Origin of the sequence: Miltoncostaea oceani (assembly GCF_018141545.1) — a bacterium.
Classification (GTDB): domain Bacteria; phylum Actinomycetota; class Thermoleophilia; order Miltoncostaeales; family Miltoncostaeaceae; genus Miltoncostaea; species Miltoncostaea oceani.
Genome location: NZ_CP064356.1, coordinates 1,307,079 through 1,325,769, shown reverse-complemented (window position 1 = coordinate 1,325,769; position 18,691 = coordinate 1,307,079). Strand labels below are relative to the sequence as shown.

Here is an 18,691-nt window from a genome sequence, read left to right as displayed (position 1 = left end):
CGCCAGCCTAGCCCGGGCGCCGCGCCACCGGCAGGCTCAGGGGCGGACGCGGAAGGCGATGACGCCTCGCATGGCGTGGCCGTCGGGCGCGCTCACGCGCCACGACAGGCGGTAGCGGCCCGCCTGCTTCCGCGTGCCCGGCTGCTTCAGGGTGACGAGCACCCGGCGGGCGTTCCGCGGGTCCCGCCGAGCCGACTTCACGAGGTTGTCGACGCCGTTGCGGGTGAGGGTCACGGCCTCGGCCCCCCCGATCGTCTGCCCGAACGTGAGGACCACCCGCGCCGGCACCCGGTCGACGACGGCGCCGTCGGCCGGCGAGCTGGAGGTGATGTCGGTGTGACCGGCGGCGGGGGCCGCGACGACGGCGAGCAGAGCGGCGGCGATGACGCCGACGCGGCGGAGGGTGCGGGCGTCCACGTGAGGCATGCGGGGCAGTATCGCGGGGCCGGCGGGGGGTGCCCACCCCCCGGAGCAGCGATCGCGGAAATCCGCGCGGTCAGCCCGCGACGTAGTCGGCGAGGTGCTCGCCGGTGACGGTGGAGCGGGCGGCGACGAGGTCGGCGGGGGTGCCCTCGAAGACGACGCGGCCGCCGTCGTGGCCGGCGCCGGGACCGAGGTCGATGATCCAGTCCGCGTGGGCCATCACCGCCTGGTGGTGCTCGATGACGATGACGGACTTCCCGGAGTCCACGAGCCGGTCGAGCAACCCGAGGAGCTGGGCGACGTCGGCGAGGTGCAGGCCGGTGGTGGGTTCGTCGAGGACGTAGACGCCGCCCTTCTCCGCGAGGTGGGTGGCGAGCTTCAGCCGCTGCCGTTCGCCGCCGGAGAGCGTGGTGAGCGGCTGGCCGAGGCTGAGGTAGCCGAGCCCGACGTCGGCGAGGCGCCGGAGGATGGCGTGGGCGGCGGGGATGCGGGCCTCGCCGTCGCCGAAGAACCCCTCGGCCTCGGTGACGGGCATGGCGAGCACCTCGCTGATGTCGCGGCCGCCGAGGCGGTACCCGAGCACCGCCGCCTGGTACCGCCGGCCCTCGCAGTCCTCGCAGGTGGTGGCGACCCCGGCCATCATCCCGAGGTCGGCGTAGAGGACCCCCGCCCCGTTGCACGTGGGACACGCACCCTCGGAGTTGGCGCTGAACAGGGCGGGCTTCACGCCGTTGGCCTTCGCGAACGCCTTGCGGATCGGCTCGAGCAGGCCGGTATACGTGGCCGGGTTGCTGCGCCGGGAGCCCTTGATGGCGGCCTGGTCGATCGCGACGACCCCGTCCCTCCCGGACACGGAGCCGTGGATGAGGGAGCTCTTGCCGGACCCGGCGACGCCGGTGACGACGACGAGCACCCCGAGCGGCACGTCCACGTCGACGTCCTGCAGGTTGTGCCGGTCCGCGCCGCGCACCTCGAGCGTGCCCGTCGGCGTGCGGACGGCGTCCTTGAGGGCGGCGCGGTCGTCGAGGTGGCGCCCCGTGAGGGTGCCGCCGGTCCGCAGCTCCTCGACGGTGCCCTCGAACACGACCTCGCCCCCGGCGGTGCCGGCGCCGGGGCCGAGGTCGACGGCGTGGTCGGCGATGGCGATGGTCTCCGGCTTGTGCTCGACGACGAGGACAGTGTTGCCCTTGTCGCGGAGGCGCAGCAGCAGGTCGTTCATCCGCTGGATGTCGTGCGGGTGCAGGCCGATCGTCGGCTCGTCGAAGACGTAGGTGACGTCGGTGAGCGACGAGCCGAGGTGGCGGATCATCTTGACGCGCTGCGCCTCCCCGCCGGAGAGCGTGCCGGACGGGCGGTCGAGGGAGAGGTAGCCGAGGCCGATCTCCACGAACGAGTCGAGGGCGCGCCCGAGGGCGGTGATGAGCGGGTCGGCCGACGGCTCGTCGAGGCCGCGCACCCAGTCGGCGAGGTCGGTGAGCTGCATCGCGCAGGCGTCGGCGATCGAGATCCCCGCGACCTTCGATGACCGGGCGGCCTCGCTGAGGCGCGAGCCGCCGCAGCCGGGGCATGTCGTGAACGTGACGGCCCGGTCGACGAACGCCCCGATGTGGGGCTGCATCGCCTCCCGGTCCTTCGCGAGGTACGTCCGCTGGACCTGGGGGACGAGCCCCTCGTAGGTGATGTTGACCCCCGCGATCTTCACCTTGACGGGCTCGTGGTGGAGGAAGTCGTGGAGCTGCTGCTCGGTGAAGTCGCGGATCGGCGTGTCGGGGTCGTAGAAGCCGGATTCGCTGAACATCCGCACCGACCACCCGCCGGCCTTGTAGCCGGGGATGGTGATGGCGCCCTCGTTGAGGGAGCGGTCGGCGTCGTAGAGCTGGGTGAGGTCGATCTCGGTGACGACGCCCATCCCCTCGCAGCGGGGGCACATGCCGCCGGCGCGGCTGAAGCTCTGCGCGGTGGTCTCGGTGCGACCGCCCTTCTCGACGGTGACGGCCCCCTTCCCTCGGACGGACGCGACGTTGAACGAGAACGCGTTCGGCGGTCCGATGTGGGGGGTGCCGAGCCTGCTGAAGAGGATGCGGAGCATCGCGTTGGCGTCGGTGGCGGTGCCGACGGTGGAGCGGGCGTTGGCGCCCATCCGCTCCTGGTCGACGATGATCGCGGTCGTGATGCCGTCGAGGACGTCGACGTCGGGGCGCGCGAGGCTCGGCATGAAGCCCTGGAGGAAGGCGCTGTAGGTCTCGTTGATCATCCGCTGCGACTCGGCGGCGATCGTCCCGAACACGAGCGAGCTCTTCCCCGACCCCGAGACCCCCGTGAACACCGTCAGCCGGCGCTTAGGGATCTCGACGCTGACGTCCTTGAGGTTGTTCACGCGCGCGCCGTGCACGCGGATCAGGTCGTGGCGGTCGGCGACGTGCCGCCCGTCGGCCCCCGCGTCGGTGCTCGTGGCCATGTCCCGCGCCCTCCCTCTCCGTCCGGCGGTCACGTCCCCGCCCCGAGGGGGTGTATACCGGCTGCCCCGGCGGCGTCGCCAGGCTCAGCCGGGCCAGGCGGGGCCGCGGGCGATCCGCAGGGGTCCGCGCGCCCGGCGCGGGTCGACGGTCCGCCCGCGTTGGCGCACGTCGACGACGCCGGCGTCCGCGAGGCCGGCGGCGACGTCCCGCGCGACCGGCACGGAGGGACGCCAACCGGCGCCCCCGGCGACGCGGGCGGCGTCGCTCGGGCAGATGGTGCTCGCCGGGTCGCGGGCGCGCAGCAGCGTGAGGATCGCGGCGCGCAACCGCTCCGCCGTCCCCGCATCGGAGGCAGGCTCCCACCACGGCTCGCCGCGTTCCCCGAGGGCGACCTTCGCGTCCTGCACCCGGGCCCGCGCCGCCGCCGTGCGCGGCTCCTCCCCGTGCGCCGCCCCGACCTCGCGGCGGGCGGCCATCAGCTCCCGGACGAGCTCGGCGCGCAACGCGTCGGGGATCGCGGGATCCGTCGCCCGCCAGCGCCGTCCGCCGACGACGATGAACCGCCCGTCGGGTGTCCGCTCGACGTCGTCCGCCACGGCGGGACTGTGCCCGTCCGGGGGCGGGGGCGAAACGACGGGTCGGCGTGCGGCCGACCCGGCGGGATCACGGCGCGGGCGACCGCCCGCCGACGGCGGCGACGTGCTCCCCCGCCCCCCTGCCGGTGAGCGGGCCGTGACGCGCGATCCGGTCGATCTCGAGGGCGAGGTCCACGAGCTGCTGCGCCGCCGCGGGGTCCGCGTGGGCGGTCGCCGCCCAGACCTCCCGGCGCAGGTCGGCGAGGTCCACGGCCGGCGCCCGCCCCTCCCGCGCACGCGCCACGCCCTCCCGTGCGCGGGCGAGGAAGGCGTCGGTCGTCTCCCGGCTCCATGGCGGGGTGGCGCGTGAACGCCTCCGGACGATGACCCACCACACGAGCAGGAGCAGGGGCAGCTTCAGGAGCACGAGGGACGCGAGCACCCACAGCGTCTGCAGGCCGGGCCGGCCTTCGAGGGACGGGGTGAACACCAGGAGGAGGCCGCCGAACAGCGCCAGCGCGAGCGCCCCCGCGACGAGGAGCACGCGCCCCGGCGACGCGCCGCGGGACCGCGCGGGCGCCCCCGGGAGGACGTCCGCGTCGCCGTTCACGTCGCCCCGCGCCGGCGGGGCGCGCGGGTCGTCCGCGGTTCCTGCTCCGGACCGGTCGCCATCTCGGCGAGGAGGGCCTGGGTGGCCTCGAGCGAGGTGGTGAGGATGCCGCGCGCCACCTCGAGCAGGTCGAACATGCGCGGGTCGCTCACGCGGTAGTAGACGCTGGTCCCCTCGCGGCGGCTCTCGAGGACGCCCTGGCGACGCAGCACGCCGAGGTGCTGCGAGGTCCCGCTCGAATCCAGCCCGAGCGCGACCTGGAGCTCGCCGACGCTGTGCTCCCCCTCCCGCAGCAGCTCGAGGATGCGCACGCGCGCCGGGTGGCCGAGGACGCGGAAGAACTCCGCCTTGGCGACGTGGATCGGCCGTGTGCGGTCCCCCGCGGCGTCGCCCCGCCCGCTCCCACCACCCTCCGGCACCGCGGCCTCCTCGATTGCCCGGCTGCTTGTCCCCCACCGGAGTATGCCGTATCTTCAAATATTGTAAAACATAGATCTTGCAAGACAATGAGAGGTTGAGATCGTGAGTGGAGACCAGGTCGTCGCGGCCCGGCGCGACGCGCACGACCCGACGTCCTCGATCCCGCTCCCCGTCCGCTGAACGCCGGCGCCGCCACCCTCGTCGGCGGGCTGGCCGTCCTCCTCGGCGGGACGGCCCTGTGCATCCACCCGCGGATGGTGCGCGCCGCGCTCGTCGTCCAGGCGCTCGGCCTCGCGTCGGTCGGCGTCGCGGGAGCCGTCTGCCTGTTCGCCGGCCGTTCGCTCGGGTCCGGCTTCGTGGACGGATTCGATCCGGCGGTCGGCGCCGACCCCCTCTCGGGGGCCTTCCTGGTGATGGTCGCGGTCGTCGGCGTCCCCGCGGCCGTCTACGCCGTGGACTCCCTGGAGGGCACGTCCCATCCGCGCGCGATCGCGGCGCTCACCGGCGTGTTCCCCCTCACCCTCGTCGGCGTGCTGGTCGCGCGGGACGCCTCGCTGTTCCTCGGCTCCTGGGAGCTGATGACCCTGGTGCCGGCCGCCGCGATCCTGGTCGCCCACGGCGACGCGGCCGGCCGCCGGACGGTGTTCGAGTACCTCGCCATCACCCACATCGGGGGCGCGGGCGTGTGGGTGGCGGTGCTGCTGCTCGCCCGCGAGGGGGCGCTCTCCGACCCCTCCGCGCTCGCGGGCGCCCCGGCCGGGGTGGCGGCGGTGATCGCCGTCGCCGGACTGATCGGCTTCGGCACGAAGGCGGGGCTCGTGCCCCTCCACTCCTGGCTGCCGCGGGCCCACCCCGTCGCGCCGAGCCACATCTCGGCGGTGATGTCCGGCGTCATGGTGAAGGTCGCCGTCTACGGGCTGGTGCGCCTGGCCCTCGAGTGGCTGGACGGCCCCCCGGCGTGGGTGGGCATGGCGCTGCTCGCGCTCGGCGGACTGTCGGCGCTCGTGGGCGTCCTCTACGCGCTCTTCCAGCGCGACCTCAAGCGCCTCCTCGCCTTCTCGACGATCGAGAACGTCGGCATCGTCGTGCTGGGGCTCGGCGCGGCCGCCCTGTTCGCCGGACGCGGCGAGGACGCGTGGGCCTCCCTCGCCCTCGCCGCCGCCCTGCTGCACGCCCTCAACCACGCCGTGTTCAAGGCGCTCCTGTTCCTCGGGGCCGGGTCGATCGACCGCTCCGCGGGGGGCCTCGACCTGGACCGCCTCGGGGGCGTCCTGCGCCGCATGCCGTGGACGGGCCCCGCGGTGCTCGTCGGCGCCCTCGCGATCGCCGGGCTCCCGGTGCTCACCGGGTTCGCCTCGGAATGGGTGACCCTGCAGTCGCTGCTCGGCCTCGGCCGTCAGGACGCCCTGGGCGTCGCCCTCGGCGGCGGCCTGGCCGTCGCGGCCCTCGGGGCCACCGCCGGCCTGGCGGCCATGTGCTTCGCGAAGGTGATCGGGCTCGTGCTGCTCGGGGCCCCGCGCACCCCGCGGGGGGCCCGGGCGGAGGACGTCGGCCGCTCCATGCGGCTGGCCGTGGTGGCGCTCGCGGCGGCCTGCGTCGCCCTCGGCCTCGCCCCCGGGTCGGTGCTGCCGTCGCTCGCCGCGCTCGGCCCCGGGGAGGCGACGCCACCGGGCGGAGCCGGTCTGTCGGTGGCGGGGACCTCGCTCCCCACGCTCGCCGTCGCCGTCGCCCTGGCGGCCGCCGTCACCGTGCTCGTGCTCGCCCGGGGCCGCCGCACGGCGGCGCCCGCCCCCGTCTGGGTCTGTGGCCAGCCGCCCGACGACCGGCTCGCCTGGACGTCGGCGGCGTTCACCAAGCCGGTGCTGCTCACCCTGTCGGCGGTCCTGCGGCCGGAGCGCGAGGTGGACGTCGTGGAGCGGGGCGGGGTCGTGCGGGAGGTGCGCCACCGGGGCGCGGTGCCCCACCTGTTCGACGGGTTGCTGTACGGGCCGGCGGTGCGCCTGGCGATGGCCGGGGCCGCCGCCACGCGGCGCCTGCAGTCGGGGAGCCTGCGCATGTACATCGCGTACCTCGTCGGGCTCGTCACCGCCCTCCTCGCCCTCGCCCGCCTGGGGGCGCTCGGGTGAGCGCGTCCGACGCGGTCGTCCTCGGCGTCCAGGTGGCCGGCGCCGGTCTCGCACCCGCCCTGCCGGGCGGCGTGCAGGCGGTCAAGGCGCGCCTCCAGGGGCGGCGCGGCCCCGGCGCGCTGCAGCCGTACCGGGAGCTCCGCCGCCTGTGGGGGCGGAGCGCGGTCGACCCGCGGGGGACGGGGATCGCCTACCGCGCGGCGCCGCCGGTGGTCGCCGCCGCGCTCGCGCTCTGCCTGCTCATCGTGCCGGTCGCGGTGGGCGGCGTCGCCGGGCCGCTCGGCAACGACCTGGTGCTGGTCATCGGGTTGCTGGCGCTCGCCCGCGTCGCGATGGCCCTCTCGGCGTGGGACACCGGCGCCGGCTTCGGCCTCATGGGGGCCTCCCGGGACATGACGTTCGCGGTCTTCGGCGAGGCCCTCCTGGTGCTGGTCGTGCTGCTCGCGTCGCTGGCGGCGGGCAGCACCGACCTCCGGGAGATCGTCGCGGCGACGTCCGGCACGGCGGTCTGGGCCGAGCCCGCCCAGTGGTGCGGGGCGCTCGCGATGGGCGTCGTCGTGCTGCTCGAGACCGGGCGCCAGCCGATCGACAACCCCGACACCCACCTCGAGCTGACGATGATCCACGAGGGGCCGTTGCTGGAGTACGCGGGGCGGGACCTCGCCTACCTCCAGTGGGCCTCCGCCGCGCGCCACTGGGTGGTGCTGGTGCTCGCCGCCGCCGTCTTCGTGCCGCACCCCTCCTCGACCTGGCCGGGGCTCCTCGCCGCCACCGCCTCCGTCGGGCTGCTGGTGGCGGCGCTCGCGGTGGTGGAGACCTGGCAGCCGAAGATGCGCCTGCTGCGCGTCCCGGGGCTGCTGCTCACCGGGGCCGGGGTGGCCCTCGTCGGCCTCGTGACCTGGGCCGCGGGCGGCGGGGCGTGAGCGGCGGGGTGCTGTGGCTGCTGGTGGCCCTCGGCCTGGCCGCGGTCGCCGCGCGGCCCCCCGTGGCGGCCGCGCTCGTCACCGCGCAGACGGTGCTCGTGGCCGTCGCCGCGCTCGCGATGACCCCCGGGCGGTCCGCGGAGTTCGCGGTCGCGGCGGCCCTGTTGATGGTGAAGGCGGTCGTGGTGGGCGCGATCGTCGGCGTCGGGATCCGCCGCTCCGCCGAGTCCCGCCCGCACCGGGAGGCGACGGGCGTCCTGGTCCGCGTGGGGGGCGCCGCGGCGTTCGCCCTGCTGGTGGTGGCGCTCCTGCCGCCGTTCGGACTGGAGAGCCGGGCGGCGGAGGACGCGGCGGCGGCCCTGCTCGCGACCGGCCTCGCCCTGGCGCTCGCGCGCCGCGCGACCGTGTTCGCGGTGCTGGCCTTCCTGGTGGCCGAGAACGGCATCGCGGTGGCGGCGGTGTCCGTCCGCGGCGGCCTGCCGCTCGTCGTCGAGCTGGGGGTGGCGTTCGACCTGGTCCTGCTGATCGCGGTCGCCGCCGTCTTCCAGCGCCGGATCCTGTCCGCCTTCGGCACGTCCGACTCGGACGTCCTGCGGGGGATCCGTGGCTGACCTCGTCGGCGCCCTGGCCACCGCGGCGCCGCTCGCGCCGATCGTGGTCGCCCTCGCCGTGCTGGCGTGCCGGTCCGCCGCGTGGGCGGACCGGGCGGGGCGGTGGGGTGGCCTGGCGGCGGCCGCGCCGGCGGTCCTCCTCGCGGCGATCGCGCTCGCGGGCGCCGGTGACGCCCCCCGGACGGGGTCGTGGTGGATCGTCGACGCACCGGGTGCCGTGTTCCTCCTCACGATCGCCGTGGTGGGCGCCGGGTCGGCGGCGTTCTCACCGGCGTTCCTGCGCGCCAACCCCAGCTCCCGCGGCGGGGCGGTCCGCACCCGCCACGTCTACTGGGTGGCGCTCTGCCTCTTCTGGGCCGCCCTCATCGCGGTGCCGCTCGCGAACAACCTGGGCGTGGCCTGGATCCTCATCGAGGCGACGACGGCGGCGTCGGCGCTGCTGGTGGCGTTCAGCGGCCGCCGGAGCGCCCTGGAGGCCGGCTGGAAGTACCTCGTCCTCACGAGCGTCGGCCTGACGGTGGCGCTGTTCGGCATCGTGGTCCTCTACGCCGCGGCGGCCACCGGCGAGGCGTCGTTGTCGGTGCTGGAGTGGGGGCCGCTGACCGATCGCGCGGCGACGCTCGACCACGCCCCGGCACTCTCCGCCGTCGTCCTCATCGTCGTGGGACTGGCCACGAAGGTGGGCTGGGCGCCGGTCCACAACTGGCTGCCGGACGCGCACAGCGAGGCCCCGCCGCCGGTGAGCGCGCTGCTGTCGGCGGCGCTGCTGCCGACGGTGGCTCTCGTCGCGTGGCGCGTGGCCCTGGCCATGGAGCCGGCGGTGGGCGCCCAGGCGATCCGGGTGCTCTTCGTCGGGTTCGGCCTCGTCTCGCTGGCCCTCGCCGTCCCGTTCCTGTGGCGGCCGCTCCCCTGGAAGCGCCTCCTCGCCTACTCGAGCCTGGAGCACATGGGCGTCCTCGCGCTCGCGATCGGGTTCATGCATCCCCTCGCGACGGCCGGGGCCCTCCTGCACGTCCTCGCCCACGGGGTGGCGAAGGCGCTCGGCTTCTCGGCGGCGGTGCCGCTGCTGCGGTACCAGCCGGCCGCGGGGCGGCGACCGCCCCGCGGCCTCGTCGCGCAGAGCCCCCCGATCGCGGGGGCGGTGGGCCTGAGCCTCGCGGCCCTCTCCGGCATCCCGCCGTCGCCGCTGTTCCTGAGCGAGGTCCTGGTGCTGTCGGGTGGGTTCGCCGCCGGAATGATCTGGGTGGGCGCCCTGTCGGCGGTGCTCCTCGCCCTCGGCTTCCTCGGCATGGCCCACGTCCTGGTGGAGGGCCTCGCGGGCCGGCCGTCGGGGCGGCGACCGAGCGGCCGGCGCGGCACGCGGCTGATCGCGGGGACCGCGGTGGTCTGCCTCGCGCTGCTGCTCGCGTTGAGCGCGCTGGCGTACTCCCTGCCCGGCTCGGACCTGGTGCGCGCCGTCGGCGGGGGGGCGTGATGCCGGGCGTGGACGCGCTGCGCGTCACGACGGTCGGCCCGTGGGGTCTGCGCGGCGAGGTGGAGGACGCCCTCGCCGCGGGTGGCGTCGTGGAGGCCCTGTTCGCCGCCCACGGCGCCGACGGCGTGGCCGAGGTGCGGTGCGTCGTCGCCCTGCCGGACGGGCCCCTCCTGGTGCGGTGCCCCCTCCCGGCGGGGGTCGCGCCGTCGGTGGTGGACCTGGTGCCCGCGCTCGACTGGGACGAGCGGGAGGCCCACGACCTCCACGGGGTCACGTTCGAGGGCGGCGTCCACCGCCCGCTGGTCGATCACCCGGAGGACCCCGCCGCGTGGATGACGCCCGTCGCGGGCACCGACGTCCACCAGGTCGCGGTGGGGCCGATCCACGCGGGGGTGATCGAGTCGGGGCACTTCCGCTTCCACGCGGTCGGGGAGCGCATCCTCCACGTGGACGCCCGCCTCTTCCACAAGCACCGGGGCCTGGAGCGCGCCGCCGAGGGGCGCGCCGCGCCGGACGCGCTCCCCGTCGTCCAGCGCGCCTGCGCGGCGTGCGCGGTGGCGAACACGGTGGCGTTCGCCGAGGCCGTGGAGCAGGCGCGGGGGATGTGGCCGGACGAGCCGATGCGCCGGGCGCGGACGCTGCTGCTCGAGCTGGAGCGGCTCTACAACCACCTGAACGACCTCGGGCAGATCTGCGCGGGTGTGGGCCTGGCGCCGGGCGCGATGGCGTTCGCCGGCTTCAAGGAGCGCGCGCAGCGGGTCGTCCACGGGCTCGTCGGCCACCGGTTCCTGTTCGGGTCGGTGGCGGTGGGCGCGAGCGACCTGCCGCTCCCGGCCGCGGCGGTCGCGGCGGCCCGGCGCGACCTCGCCGACCTGCGGGCCGACGCGACGCGCGCGGGGCGTTCGCTCCTCCTCGACGCCGCCTTGCGGGATCGCACCCGCGGCACCGGCGTGGTGTCGCGCGACGAGGCCCGCCGCCTCGGGATGGTGGGGCCCGCGGCGCGCGCGAGCGGGCTGGCCGGCGATGTGAGGGAGGGCTCCCCGCGCCTCTGGTACGCGGGGTTCCGCGCCGCGTCGCCGGAGGACCCGGCGGGCGACGTCGCGGCGCGGGTTGAGGTGCGCGTGGTGGAACTGCGGCAGACGTTCGACCTCCTCGACGACCTCCTCTCGGGGCCGCTCGGACCGGGCGGGGCGACCGTCGCGGGGTCGCCGCGCGCCCACGGCGTCGGGCGGGTGGAGGGCGCGCGCGGGCGGACGGTGTGCGCGGTGGAGCTCGACGGGGACGTGGCGCGGCGCGTCCACCTGCGCACCGGGTCGTACGCGAACTGGCCGGCCGTCGCCCGGGCCGCGGCGGGCGCGACCCTCCCGGACTTCCCCCTGATCAACAAGAGCTTCGAGCTCTGCTACGCCTGCGTGGACCGGTAGCCGTGTTCCTCCTGTTGCGCCACCTCGCCCGGCAGCGGCGCGAGATCGCCCTCCCCCGCGGACCCCGCGGGTCCCTGCACCTGCGTCACGTGGATGCGGGGTCGTGCAACGGATGCGAGCACGAGCTGCAGGCCACCGCCGGCCCGTTCCACGACATGCAGCGGTTCGGCCTGTTCATCACGGCGTCTCCCCGCCACGCCGACGTCCTCCTGATCACGGGGCCGGTGACGACCCGGATGCGGCACGCGCTGGAGGTCGCGTACGCGTCGATGCCGGAGCCGCGCCTCGTGGCCGCCCTCGGCGACTGCGCCCTCGGCTGCGGCCTCCTCGGCGACCCCCGCGAGCACCTGAACGGGGTCGGGGACGTCCTGCCGGTCGACATCCGGATCCCGGGATGCCCCCCGGATCCGGAGACGATCGCGCGCCACCTCGTCGCGGCGATGGAGCGCCCCGGTCACGCGCGTCCGCGAGGGGTTCCGGCGACCGGAGGCGACGCGGCCCCCGGCTGAGGGGCCGGCCCGACCCCCGGCCCGCGACGACCGGCCGGGCCACCCGGAATCGCTGGGTGACGTTCGGGTCGCCTTGGGATCCTGGATGAGGACCCCGGCGATCCGGCCGCCGGGCAGACGGTGGACGGCCCATGGGGGGGACGTCATCCCCCGACGGGGGTTGCCCCGCGCCCGGCGGCCGTGGCTTGATGCGACGGAGAGACACCCGGCCCCGGAGACGACATGACACGGACGCGACGCGCACGGCGGTTCCTGCTCCTCGCGATCGCCCTCACCATCCCGCTGCTCACCTCGGGCTGCGCCGTCCTCCAGTTCAGCAGCTCGGGAGGCGCCCCCCTCGGTCAGGTGCAGCACGGCGTGCGGATCTGCGCGTCCGGCCCCGGTGCCAACCAGTGCGCCGACAAGGGCAACATCAACCTCGACGCGACGAGCGGCCTCCGCCAACTCCTCCTCGGCGCGCAGATCCCCGCCGATGTGGGCGCGCCGGCGTCCCTGGTCTCCACCGCCCCCGAATCGGTGCCGTTCTCCGAGAGCCCCGGCTACGCCGCCGAATTGCAGCGCCTCCAGCCCGCGCCCGCGGGACGCAAGTGGGTGGGCTGGATCTCGCCGACGATCAACTACGCGACGGCGAACTCCTTCCAGCAGTCGCTCTTCGTCGCAGCCAGGTGGCAGCTGCCCCGCAAGGCGGACGGGTCGCCCTACTCGATCGCCACCCTCACCTCCACCTGGGTGGTGGGCATCCGCAACATCGCGGGCGACGCGCCCGCCGACCGCGCCGTCGCCTGCGGACCCTCGCTGACGCAGGCGTTCAAGGACGGGGCGGGCGACAACAGCCTCGTCTACTGCCTCGACTCCCAGGTGGACGTCACGAGCGCGTCACCCGACTACGGCGTCGTGACCACCGGGGCGCGCGCCAGCGGTCTGCCGGGCACCGTCGCGACGATGCCGTTCATCCTCCGGAACGCGAACATCGAGCCGTTCGTCTTCGGCACCATCCCGGTGAGCGCGACGACGACCCTGCCCGGGGCGACGGTCGAGGTGACGCCCGGCACGCTCCGGCCGCCGCAGAACGGCGACGGCACGGCATTCGCCGCCGTCGGGATCCCCGTGGACGCACGACCCGGAACCTATGAGGTGACGTTCACCGCCGACTTCGGCAGCGCCTTCAACGGGGTCCGCACCGGCGTCGGCACGCTCACGGTCCTCGCCCCGCCCGGCGGCGGCGGTGGTGCGGCCGGCGGCGGCGGCACGCCCGCCCGCGGCCCCGCCCGCCGCACGTTCACCACCACCCTGCCGAAGGGCCTGTCGGTCGCGAACGCGCGCGCGAGCGGCGTGTCGGTGCTGATCGGGTCGAGCGCCGCCGGACCGGCGCTCATCCGGCTCCGCCAGGGCTCGGTCAGGAAGCCCGCCGTCTCCCTCGGCAAGCGGGTGAGGCTGAAGGCGCCGGGCCCGGTGAAGGTCACCTTCAGGAGCCGCAGGCTCGCGAAGGGGCCGTTCCGGGTCACGATCAGCGTGGCGGGCAAGGTCGTGAGGACGACCGGCGGGCGGCTGGTGAGGTAGCACCGCGTCGAGCTCCGGCTCCCGGGCGCCCTCCGGTGGGGGGCGCCCGCCCTCGTCCTCTGCGAGCACTGCGGCTCGGGGTGCGACGGCAGGCTCAGCGACGAGCAGGCCTCGCGCGTCGGTACGAGAGGGGACGGAGTGGCGGGCACGACCACGCTCACCACGTCCGTGCGAGAGAGCGGACGACGGGGTTCGAACCCGCGACCTTCGGCTTGGGAAGGCGACGACGGCGGATACAGCGAAGTTCCGTCGAGTGCCGCCAAGTCCTCCGAAACCGGCTCCGAGCAGGGGGATGACGACCCTCCGAGCCTAGAGGCTGTACCGCGACGTTCGGGGACGCCGCGGCAGGAAGTGCGGCACGCCGAGCCCTTCACGTGGGACCTCGGACCGCCGAGCCACACGGCGGCATGGGAAGCGTGGGCGGCCCGATGAGCCTCCGTCTATCCATCCCGGGCAAGCCTGTCGCGTGGGCGCGCCCACGCTTCAACCGGGCGACGGGTGCCGTCTTCACCGACGGCCGCCACGCTTCCTACGCCGACCGCGTCCAGCAGGAATGGATCGCGGCAGGGCGCCCCAAGCTCGACACCGGGCCGTTCCGTGTCGCCGTCTACGTCGAGGTCGCCAGACCCAAGGGCCACTTCCTCCGTCGCGGCAGCCTCTCTAAGGCGGGGGTGGAGGCCGGGTGGTTCCCGACCGGCCGTCCCGACATCGACAACATCGCGAAGGGCATCGTGGACGCCCTCATGGCGGTCGCGGCGATCCCCGACGACGCCGCCATGGTGGAGCTCCACGCGGCGAAGCAGTACGCGGCGAACGTCGGCGATGGGTGGAACGTCATCGTCGTCGCCGAACCGGCCGACGGCGCACGAGACCTCCTCGATGTGGTGGCGCAAGTGCGCCGCGAGGCCACCGCGTGAGCGCCGCCGTGAGGGAGCGCCTCCACGCCCAGGTCGTCGCCGCCATCGCCGGTGGCCTGTCGCGGCTCGCCGCCTACCACCACGTCGCCGAACGGCAGGCCGTCCGCGTCGGCGTCGTCGCCTCCGCCTACCACCGCGTCGAACGGGAGCGCGCCGAGGTGCCTACCCCCATCCATGCACAGGAGGCCCTTGATGGGCGCTGACTCCGCGATCCAGTGGACGCACCACACCTTTAACCCGTGGCGGGGGTGCACCCACGTCAGCCCCGGATGCGAGCACTGCTACGCGGAGGCCCTCTCGAAGCGGAACCCCGCGCAGCTCGGGACATGGGGCGCCGGCGGGACGCGGGTCATCGCCTCCGAGTCGTACTGGCGCCAGCCGGAGCGGTGGAACCGGGCGGCCGAGAAGGCGGGTGAGCGGCACCGCGTGTTCTGCGCGTCCCTCGCCGACGTCTTCGAGGACCGGCCCGAGCTCGACGAACCGCGAGTCCGGCTCCTCGACCTCATCATCGCGACGCCGCACCTCGACTGGCTGCTCCTCACGAAGCGACCGGAGAACGCCCGCACCATCCTGCGGGAGGTCGAGCGCGGCGCCCGATGGGTGGGTAGCACCTTCGCCGAGGCGTTCCCGAACGTCTGGCTGGGGACGACGGTCGAGGACCAGCGCCGCGCCGACGAGCGCATCCCCATCCTCCTCGACACCCCCGCCGCGGTCCGGTTCCTCTCGTGCGAGCCGCTCCTCGGGCCGGTGGATCTGGTGGAGCCCGTTCGTCGTCACCGCAACGGGCCGCTGCCGTTCCGCACCGCCGGCATCGACTGGATCATCGTCGGTGGGGAGTCCGGCCCGAAGGCGCGGCCGATGGACCTCGCGTGGGCGCGGTCGCTCGTCGAGCAGGGGCAGCGCGCCGCCGTCCCCGTCTTCGTGAAGCAGCTCGGCCGGCGCCCGGTCTACGCAGTGGACCACCGCGGCGGGGACGGGATGGACGTGCGCGTCACGGGCGCGACTTCGCTCTACGCCGTGCCCGGCATCGCGCACTCCCACGGCGGCGACATCGACGAGTGGCCCGCCGACCTCCAGGTCCGCGAGTTCCCGACGGCGGCGGTGACCGTCCCGTGACCTGGTGCATCGCCCTCGCCGCGGTCGCGTGGCTCGGGGTCGGCCTGGCGGTCGGCCTTGTCCTCGGCCCCGCCATGCGCAGCACCGACGACGCCGAGACGCTCCACCTCATCCTCCGGGACGGCGGCGACGGGCCCGAGACGGTCTTCGCGTCCAGGAGCGAGGCGGAGCGCGACCGCGTCCTGGAGGACCTCCGCGCAGGCGACGCGTGGCTCGGCGTCACCTACCTCGACGACCTCATCTGGCCCGGCGACCGCTCCATGGTCGACGAGCTGCTGCCGCGCGACCCGGGGGCGTGATGGGCGAGCGCGGCGTCGACCCCTACCTGACCTTCGACCAGGTGCGCGCCTGCCACCGGCTCTACATGGCCGGCCAGAGCCTCCGGTCGATCGCACGGCAGATCCACCCGCGCACCCGCTACGCGAGCGTCGCGAGCTGCGCGAACGCCCTCCACCAGCAGTTCATCCTCCTCGGCCTCCCCCGCCGGGAACGGGCCGAGGCGACCGCCGCAGCCAACCGCGCCCGCGCGACGGGGCTCAGCCGGCGGGAGCTGAAGATCCGGCGGGGCGACATCCTCGGCCGGCCGCTCTGCGCCGGCGTCCGCCAGCAGTACCCTCGCAAGGGCGCGCCCTGCGGCGCGCGCGCCCTGGCGGGCTCCAAGTTCTGCTTCGCGCACGACCCCGCCCGGGCCGACGAGCGCGACGCGATCCTCCGGCGCGCGCGGGAGGCCGCGTGACGACGACCCGCCGTCTCCGTGCCCTGTCCCGCCGCTGGACCGTCGACGGCCAGCCGCTCCCCTCCGTCGCCGTCTACCGGCGGACGGGCTTCTTCGGCCGTGAGTCGTGGTGCGTCGAGGTCCACCCCGGCCTCGGGGGACCGAGCCTGCGCCCCGCCAACGCCGTTGCCGGCCACTCCTCGGCGCGCGAAGCCCTGCGCGCGGCGGAGCGCATCGACCCGGCCCTCATCCGCGCCCACCTGCGAGGCCCGGCGTGAGCACCGCCCACCGCGGCGCCGGGACAAGCGCAGGACTCCGCGCCGACATCATCGCCCGACTTCGGTCGCTTCCTGAAAATCGCGGGCACTCGGCGAGCGTCATCGCGACGGCCGGCGACGAGCGCCTCTCGACGACGCTCGTCTGGCGCGAGCTCATCCTCATGTGGGAGGACGAGCTGGTCGAGCAGCTCGGCGAGGACGCGTGGGGGCTCCCCCGCACCACGCCCGCTGCGGCCCCCGCAGCGCTCACCCTCGACGGCACCGGGATCCTCTGATGCCGGCCCGCGCGATCGACACCGGCATCTGGGGCGAGGAGGGCTTCGCCGCAGCGAGCACCCTCGCGAAAGCCCTCTACGTACGCCTGATCACAGGCGACGACACCGGCTCCGCCGGCGCCCTGAAGACGCGCCTGAAGAGGCTCGCCGCCGACCTCGAGGGCGACTCGGAGGACGTCACCCTCGAGCAGCTCGAAGGGGCCCTCGCTGAGCTCGTCGCAGCGGGTCTCGTGCGGACCTACGACGACGGGTGGATCTGGCTCCCGAAGTTCGTCCACTGGCAGGCGCACTCGGAGGGGTTCCTCGTCTCGGCCGAGCGCCAGGCCGCCGAATGCCCCGACTCGTTGGAGCGCGCGATCCGTCGCGCGGTCGCCCGCAAGCGAACGGCGCTCGGATCACGGGCCGACGCGGCCCGGACACGAAAGAAGCCCGTTAGCAGGAGAAATGGGGAGGCTCCACCCGAGGCTACCCCGGAGGCTCCCCCCAAGGCTCCGCGTACGATCAGGCGCGCGAGAGGTCAGGGTAAGGGGTCAGGGGCTTTAACCCCTGACCCCCCTCCCTCCTCCCCCCCGGACCCGGAACCGCAGCGCAGCGCGGCGACCTCGTCCGAGCTTTCGCCTGCGGCTCAGACTCGGCCGCCCGAAGTTGAAGGCCACACCAACGGCCGGCGCCTCGTCGAACCCGACGGCGACCCCGTCCCCGTCGGCCGCGAGCTCCTGCTGTCCGTCGTGAAGTCCCCGGCGGCCCGCGCCGCCCTCGAACGAGGAGGAGCGGGATGACCACCGCCACCGACACCGCCGACCGCGTCCGGTCCGCCGCAGCCGCCGCCGGCCGGGCGAAGGCCGCCGAGCTCGCCGCCTTCCAGTCCACCCCCGGCTTCGTCGAATGGAAGGAGAACCAGCTCCACGACCTCGCCGACACCACCGAGCGCCGCGGCGGACACGAGACCCGGTACCTCGAGGCCGAGCCCTACCCCGACGAGCCCCGGTGGGTCCGCCGCTACGTCGTCATCCAGCCCGACGGCACCCGCCGGCCACGCAACGGCCGCGTCCTCGGTGAAGGCCGCGGCCCCACACCGTTCCCCGTCACCGGCGTCCCCCAGGTCGGCTTGGACGTCGAGCCCGGCGACGAGACCGGCGCCCTCTTCCCCCGCGGCCCGCTCGGACGCGGATGACCCGGACCCTCGCCACCTTCCTCGCCGTCGTCGGCCTGGTGCTCGCACCCCCCGCCGCTGCGTCCCCCGAGCAGATCCTCGCCGACCGGACCGCCGCCTGGCTCGAGCAGCTCCTCCACGTCCCCGTCCCCCACCAGCAGATCGTCCCCGCCGCCGAGGAGAACGGCCAGACCTGGCTGGCCCAGAGCGTCCCCGGCGAGCACCGCATCGAAGCCGTCCCGTGGCTCATCGAGGAGTGGTCGCAGATGGCCGACCCCGACGAACCGCAGCCCGCCGGCGCCCACGCCCTCCTCCACGAACTCCTCCACCTCCACCACGCCACCGTCCTCGAGGAAGGCGCCGTCGACGCCGTCGCCCTCGACCTCGTCGCACCCTGGACCCAGCGCTTCCACGGCTGGGGCTCCATCACCCAGCGGTACGGCACCGGCCCCGACGACGCCGCCTACCCCGACGACGTCCGCCTCGTCCGCGCCCTCTCCGCCGCAGCCACCGACGGCCGCGTCCGCTCGACCGCAGCGCGCCAGTGGCGCCGAGCGTTCCTCGTCGCCGACGACGCCGGCCGCCACGCCATGATCGAGACGGCCAACGCCCGGAGCCGCCGGTGACCGCCGACGAGCAGCGCACCTGGGAGATCGCCCGCCGCGTCTGCACCCCCGCCGAGCTCGAGGCCCTCCGAACCAGGGAGCGACTCGCCAACGCGGGCCGGCCGTACGGCTACCGCTCCATCGCCACCGAGCTCGGGGTCTCCGTTATCACCGTCCGCGACCGCATCCGCAGGGCCGAAGCGCGGATCGAACGCGAGCGCCCCACGTGAGCGTCCTCCTCGCACGCCTCACCGCCCGCGGGCGCCGCGAAGTGGAGCGCGCCGTCGGACGCGCCCTCGGCGACAGCGTCGGCGACGACCGCCTCGTCACCGAACCCCCCACCAACGGCGGCGACGAGGAACGCCTCCGGGGGATACCCGTCATCGGCGGCACCACTGGCGCCATCAGAGGCACCGTCCCAGGCCGCGGCCGCCACCTCGACGAGTGGGAAGGACGCCCAAGCTGACGCCGACTTGCAGCACGTCCGGCCCCTCGGCTACCGTCCCCACTGCGACGGC

The 18,691-nt window shown here is 75.3% G+C and carries 24 protein-coding genes; 19 read left to right on the top strand and 5 right to left on the bottom strand.

What is annotated here, in order from left to right:
* Nucleotides 1–36 precede the first annotated feature (36 nt).
* The 5 genes from IU369_RS06790 to IU369_RS06770 all read right to left on the bottom strand — a co-directional run bounded on the left by IU369_RS06790 (nt 37) and on the right by IU369_RS06770 (nt 4,486).
* Entirely contained in the window at nt 37–426 is a 390-nt protein-coding gene (locus tag IU369_RS06790; protein WP_217923814.1) for a copper resistance CopC family protein, read from the bottom strand.
* A 70-nt stretch (nt 427–496) separates the two neighbouring features.
* The gene (locus tag IU369_RS06785; RefSeq protein ID WP_217923813.1) at nt 497–2,881 is read right to left on the bottom strand and encodes an ATP-binding cassette domain-containing protein; all 2,385 of its coding nucleotides are present in this window, start codon (nt 2,879–2,881) and stop codon (nt 497–499) included.
* Nucleotides 2,882–2,965: 84 nt separating this feature from the next.
* Nucleotides 2,966–3,478, bottom strand: coding sequence for a DUF3253 domain-containing protein (locus tag IU369_RS06780; protein ID WP_217923812.1), 513 nt, complete (start codon nt 3,476–3,478; stop codon nt 2,966–2,968).
* Between the two features lie 67 nt (nt 3,479–3,545).
* Complete coding sequence (locus tag IU369_RS06775; protein ID WP_217923811.1) at nt 3,546–4,067, bottom strand: hypothetical protein; 522 nt, start codon at nt 4,065–4,067, stop codon at nt 3,546–3,548.
* A complete protein-coding gene (locus IU369_RS06770) occupies nt 4,064–4,486 on the bottom strand; it encodes an ArsR/SmtB family transcription factor (RefSeq protein ID WP_217923810.1) in 423 nt (140 codons plus the stop codon). Before IU369_RS06770 ends, IU369_RS06775 begins: the two co-directional genes overlap by 4 nt.
* A gap of 255 nt (nt 4,487–4,741) precedes the next feature.
* Between IU369_RS06770 and IU369_RS06765 the strand changes: the two genes are divergently transcribed.
* From IU369_RS06765 to IU369_RS06675, 19 genes are all read left to right on the top strand, one after another.
* Nucleotides 4,742–6,613, top strand: coding sequence for a proton-conducting transporter transmembrane domain-containing protein (locus IU369_RS06765; protein ID WP_217923809.1), 1,872 nt, complete (start codon nt 4,742–4,744; stop codon nt 6,611–6,613).
* Nucleotides 6,610–7,536 (top strand): respiratory chain complex I subunit 1 family protein, encoded by a 927-nt coding sequence (locus IU369_RS06760; protein ID WP_217923808.1) that lies wholly within the window; start codon nt 6,610–6,612, stop codon nt 7,534–7,536. The genes IU369_RS06765 and IU369_RS06760 overlap by 4 nt, the downstream gene beginning before the upstream one ends.
* Entirely contained in the window at nt 7,533–8,147 is a 615-nt protein-coding gene (locus IU369_RS06755; RefSeq protein WP_217923807.1) for a hypothetical protein, read from the top strand. The genes IU369_RS06760 and IU369_RS06755 overlap by 4 nt, the downstream gene beginning before the upstream one ends.
* On the top strand, nt 8,140–9,621 hold the full coding sequence (locus tag IU369_RS06750; protein WP_217923806.1) for a proton-conducting transporter transmembrane domain-containing protein: 1,482 nt from the start codon (nt 8,140–8,142) through the stop codon (nt 9,619–9,621). Before IU369_RS06755 ends, IU369_RS06750 begins: the two co-directional genes overlap by 8 nt.
* The gene (locus IU369_RS06745; protein ID WP_217923805.1) at nt 9,621–11,045 is read left to right on the top strand and encodes a hydrogenase large subunit; all 1,425 of its coding nucleotides are present in this window, start codon (nt 9,621–9,623) and stop codon (nt 11,043–11,045) included. Before IU369_RS06750 ends, IU369_RS06745 begins: the two co-directional genes overlap by 1 nt.
* Nucleotides 11,046–11,047: 2 nt before the next feature.
* Nucleotides 11,048–11,554, top strand: a complete 507-nt coding sequence (locus IU369_RS06740; protein WP_217923804.1) for an NADH-quinone oxidoreductase subunit B family protein — start codon at nt 11,048–11,050, stop codon at nt 11,552–11,554.
* 222 nt (nt 11,555–11,776) lie between these two features.
* A complete protein-coding gene (locus IU369_RS06735; protein ID WP_217923803.1) occupies nt 11,777–13,114 on the top strand; it encodes a hypothetical protein in 1,338 nt (445 codons plus the stop codon).
* A 428-nt stretch (nt 13,115–13,542) separates the two neighbouring features.
* A complete protein-coding gene (locus IU369_RS06730) occupies nt 13,543–14,031 on the top strand; it encodes a RusA family crossover junction endodeoxyribonuclease (protein WP_217923802.1) in 489 nt (162 codons plus the stop codon).
* Entirely contained in the window at nt 14,028–14,234 is a 207-nt protein-coding gene (locus IU369_RS06725; protein ID WP_217923801.1) for a hypothetical protein, read from the top strand. Before IU369_RS06730 ends, IU369_RS06725 begins: the two co-directional genes overlap by 4 nt.
* Nucleotides 14,224–15,147 carry a DUF5131 family protein gene (locus tag IU369_RS06720; RefSeq protein ID WP_217923800.1) on the top strand — a complete coding sequence of 308 codons (924 nt, stop codon included), beginning with the start codon at nt 14,224–14,226 and terminating at the stop codon, nt 15,145–15,147. The genes IU369_RS06725 and IU369_RS06720 overlap by 11 nt, the downstream gene beginning before the upstream one ends.
* The gene (locus IU369_RS06715; protein ID WP_217923799.1) at nt 15,144–15,446 is read left to right on the top strand and encodes a hypothetical protein; all 303 of its coding nucleotides are present in this window, start codon (nt 15,144–15,146) and stop codon (nt 15,444–15,446) included. The genes IU369_RS06720 and IU369_RS06715 overlap by 4 nt, the downstream gene beginning before the upstream one ends.
* On the top strand, nt 15,446–15,883 hold the full coding sequence (locus IU369_RS06710; RefSeq protein WP_217923798.1) for a hypothetical protein: 438 nt from the start codon (nt 15,446–15,448) through the stop codon (nt 15,881–15,883). The genes IU369_RS06715 and IU369_RS06710 overlap by 1 nt, the downstream gene beginning before the upstream one ends.
* Nucleotides 15,880–16,140 carry a hypothetical protein gene (locus tag IU369_RS06705; protein ID WP_217923797.1) on the top strand — a complete coding sequence of 87 codons (261 nt, stop codon included), beginning with the start codon at nt 15,880–15,882 and terminating at the stop codon, nt 16,138–16,140. Before IU369_RS06710 ends, IU369_RS06705 begins: the two co-directional genes overlap by 4 nt.
* Nucleotides 16,137–16,415 (top strand): hypothetical protein, encoded by a 279-nt coding sequence (locus IU369_RS06700; RefSeq protein WP_217923796.1) that lies wholly within the window; start codon nt 16,137–16,139, stop codon nt 16,413–16,415. Before IU369_RS06705 ends, IU369_RS06700 begins: the two co-directional genes overlap by 4 nt.
* Nucleotides 16,415–17,194, top strand: a complete 780-nt coding sequence (locus IU369_RS06695; RefSeq protein WP_217923795.1) for a hypothetical protein — start codon at nt 16,415–16,417, stop codon at nt 17,192–17,194. The genes IU369_RS06700 and IU369_RS06695 overlap by 1 nt, the downstream gene beginning before the upstream one ends.
* Nucleotides 17,191–17,589: a hypothetical protein gene (locus IU369_RS06690; RefSeq protein WP_217923794.1), complete on the top strand. Its 399-nt coding sequence runs from the start codon at nt 17,191–17,193 to the stop codon at nt 17,587–17,589. Before IU369_RS06695 ends, IU369_RS06690 begins: the two co-directional genes overlap by 4 nt.
* On the top strand, nt 17,586–18,194 hold the full coding sequence (locus tag IU369_RS06685) for a hypothetical protein (RefSeq protein ID WP_217923793.1): 609 nt from the start codon (nt 17,586–17,588) through the stop codon (nt 18,192–18,194). Before IU369_RS06690 ends, IU369_RS06685 begins: the two co-directional genes overlap by 4 nt.
* Entirely contained in the window at nt 18,191–18,403 is a 213-nt protein-coding gene (locus tag IU369_RS06680) for a helix-turn-helix domain-containing protein (protein WP_217923792.1), read from the top strand. The genes IU369_RS06685 and IU369_RS06680 overlap by 4 nt, the downstream gene beginning before the upstream one ends.
* Nucleotides 18,400–18,639, top strand: a complete 240-nt coding sequence (locus IU369_RS06675) for a hypothetical protein (protein ID WP_217923791.1) — start codon at nt 18,400–18,402, stop codon at nt 18,637–18,639. The genes IU369_RS06680 and IU369_RS06675 overlap by 4 nt, the downstream gene beginning before the upstream one ends.
* Nucleotides 18,640–18,691 lie beyond the last annotated feature (52 nt).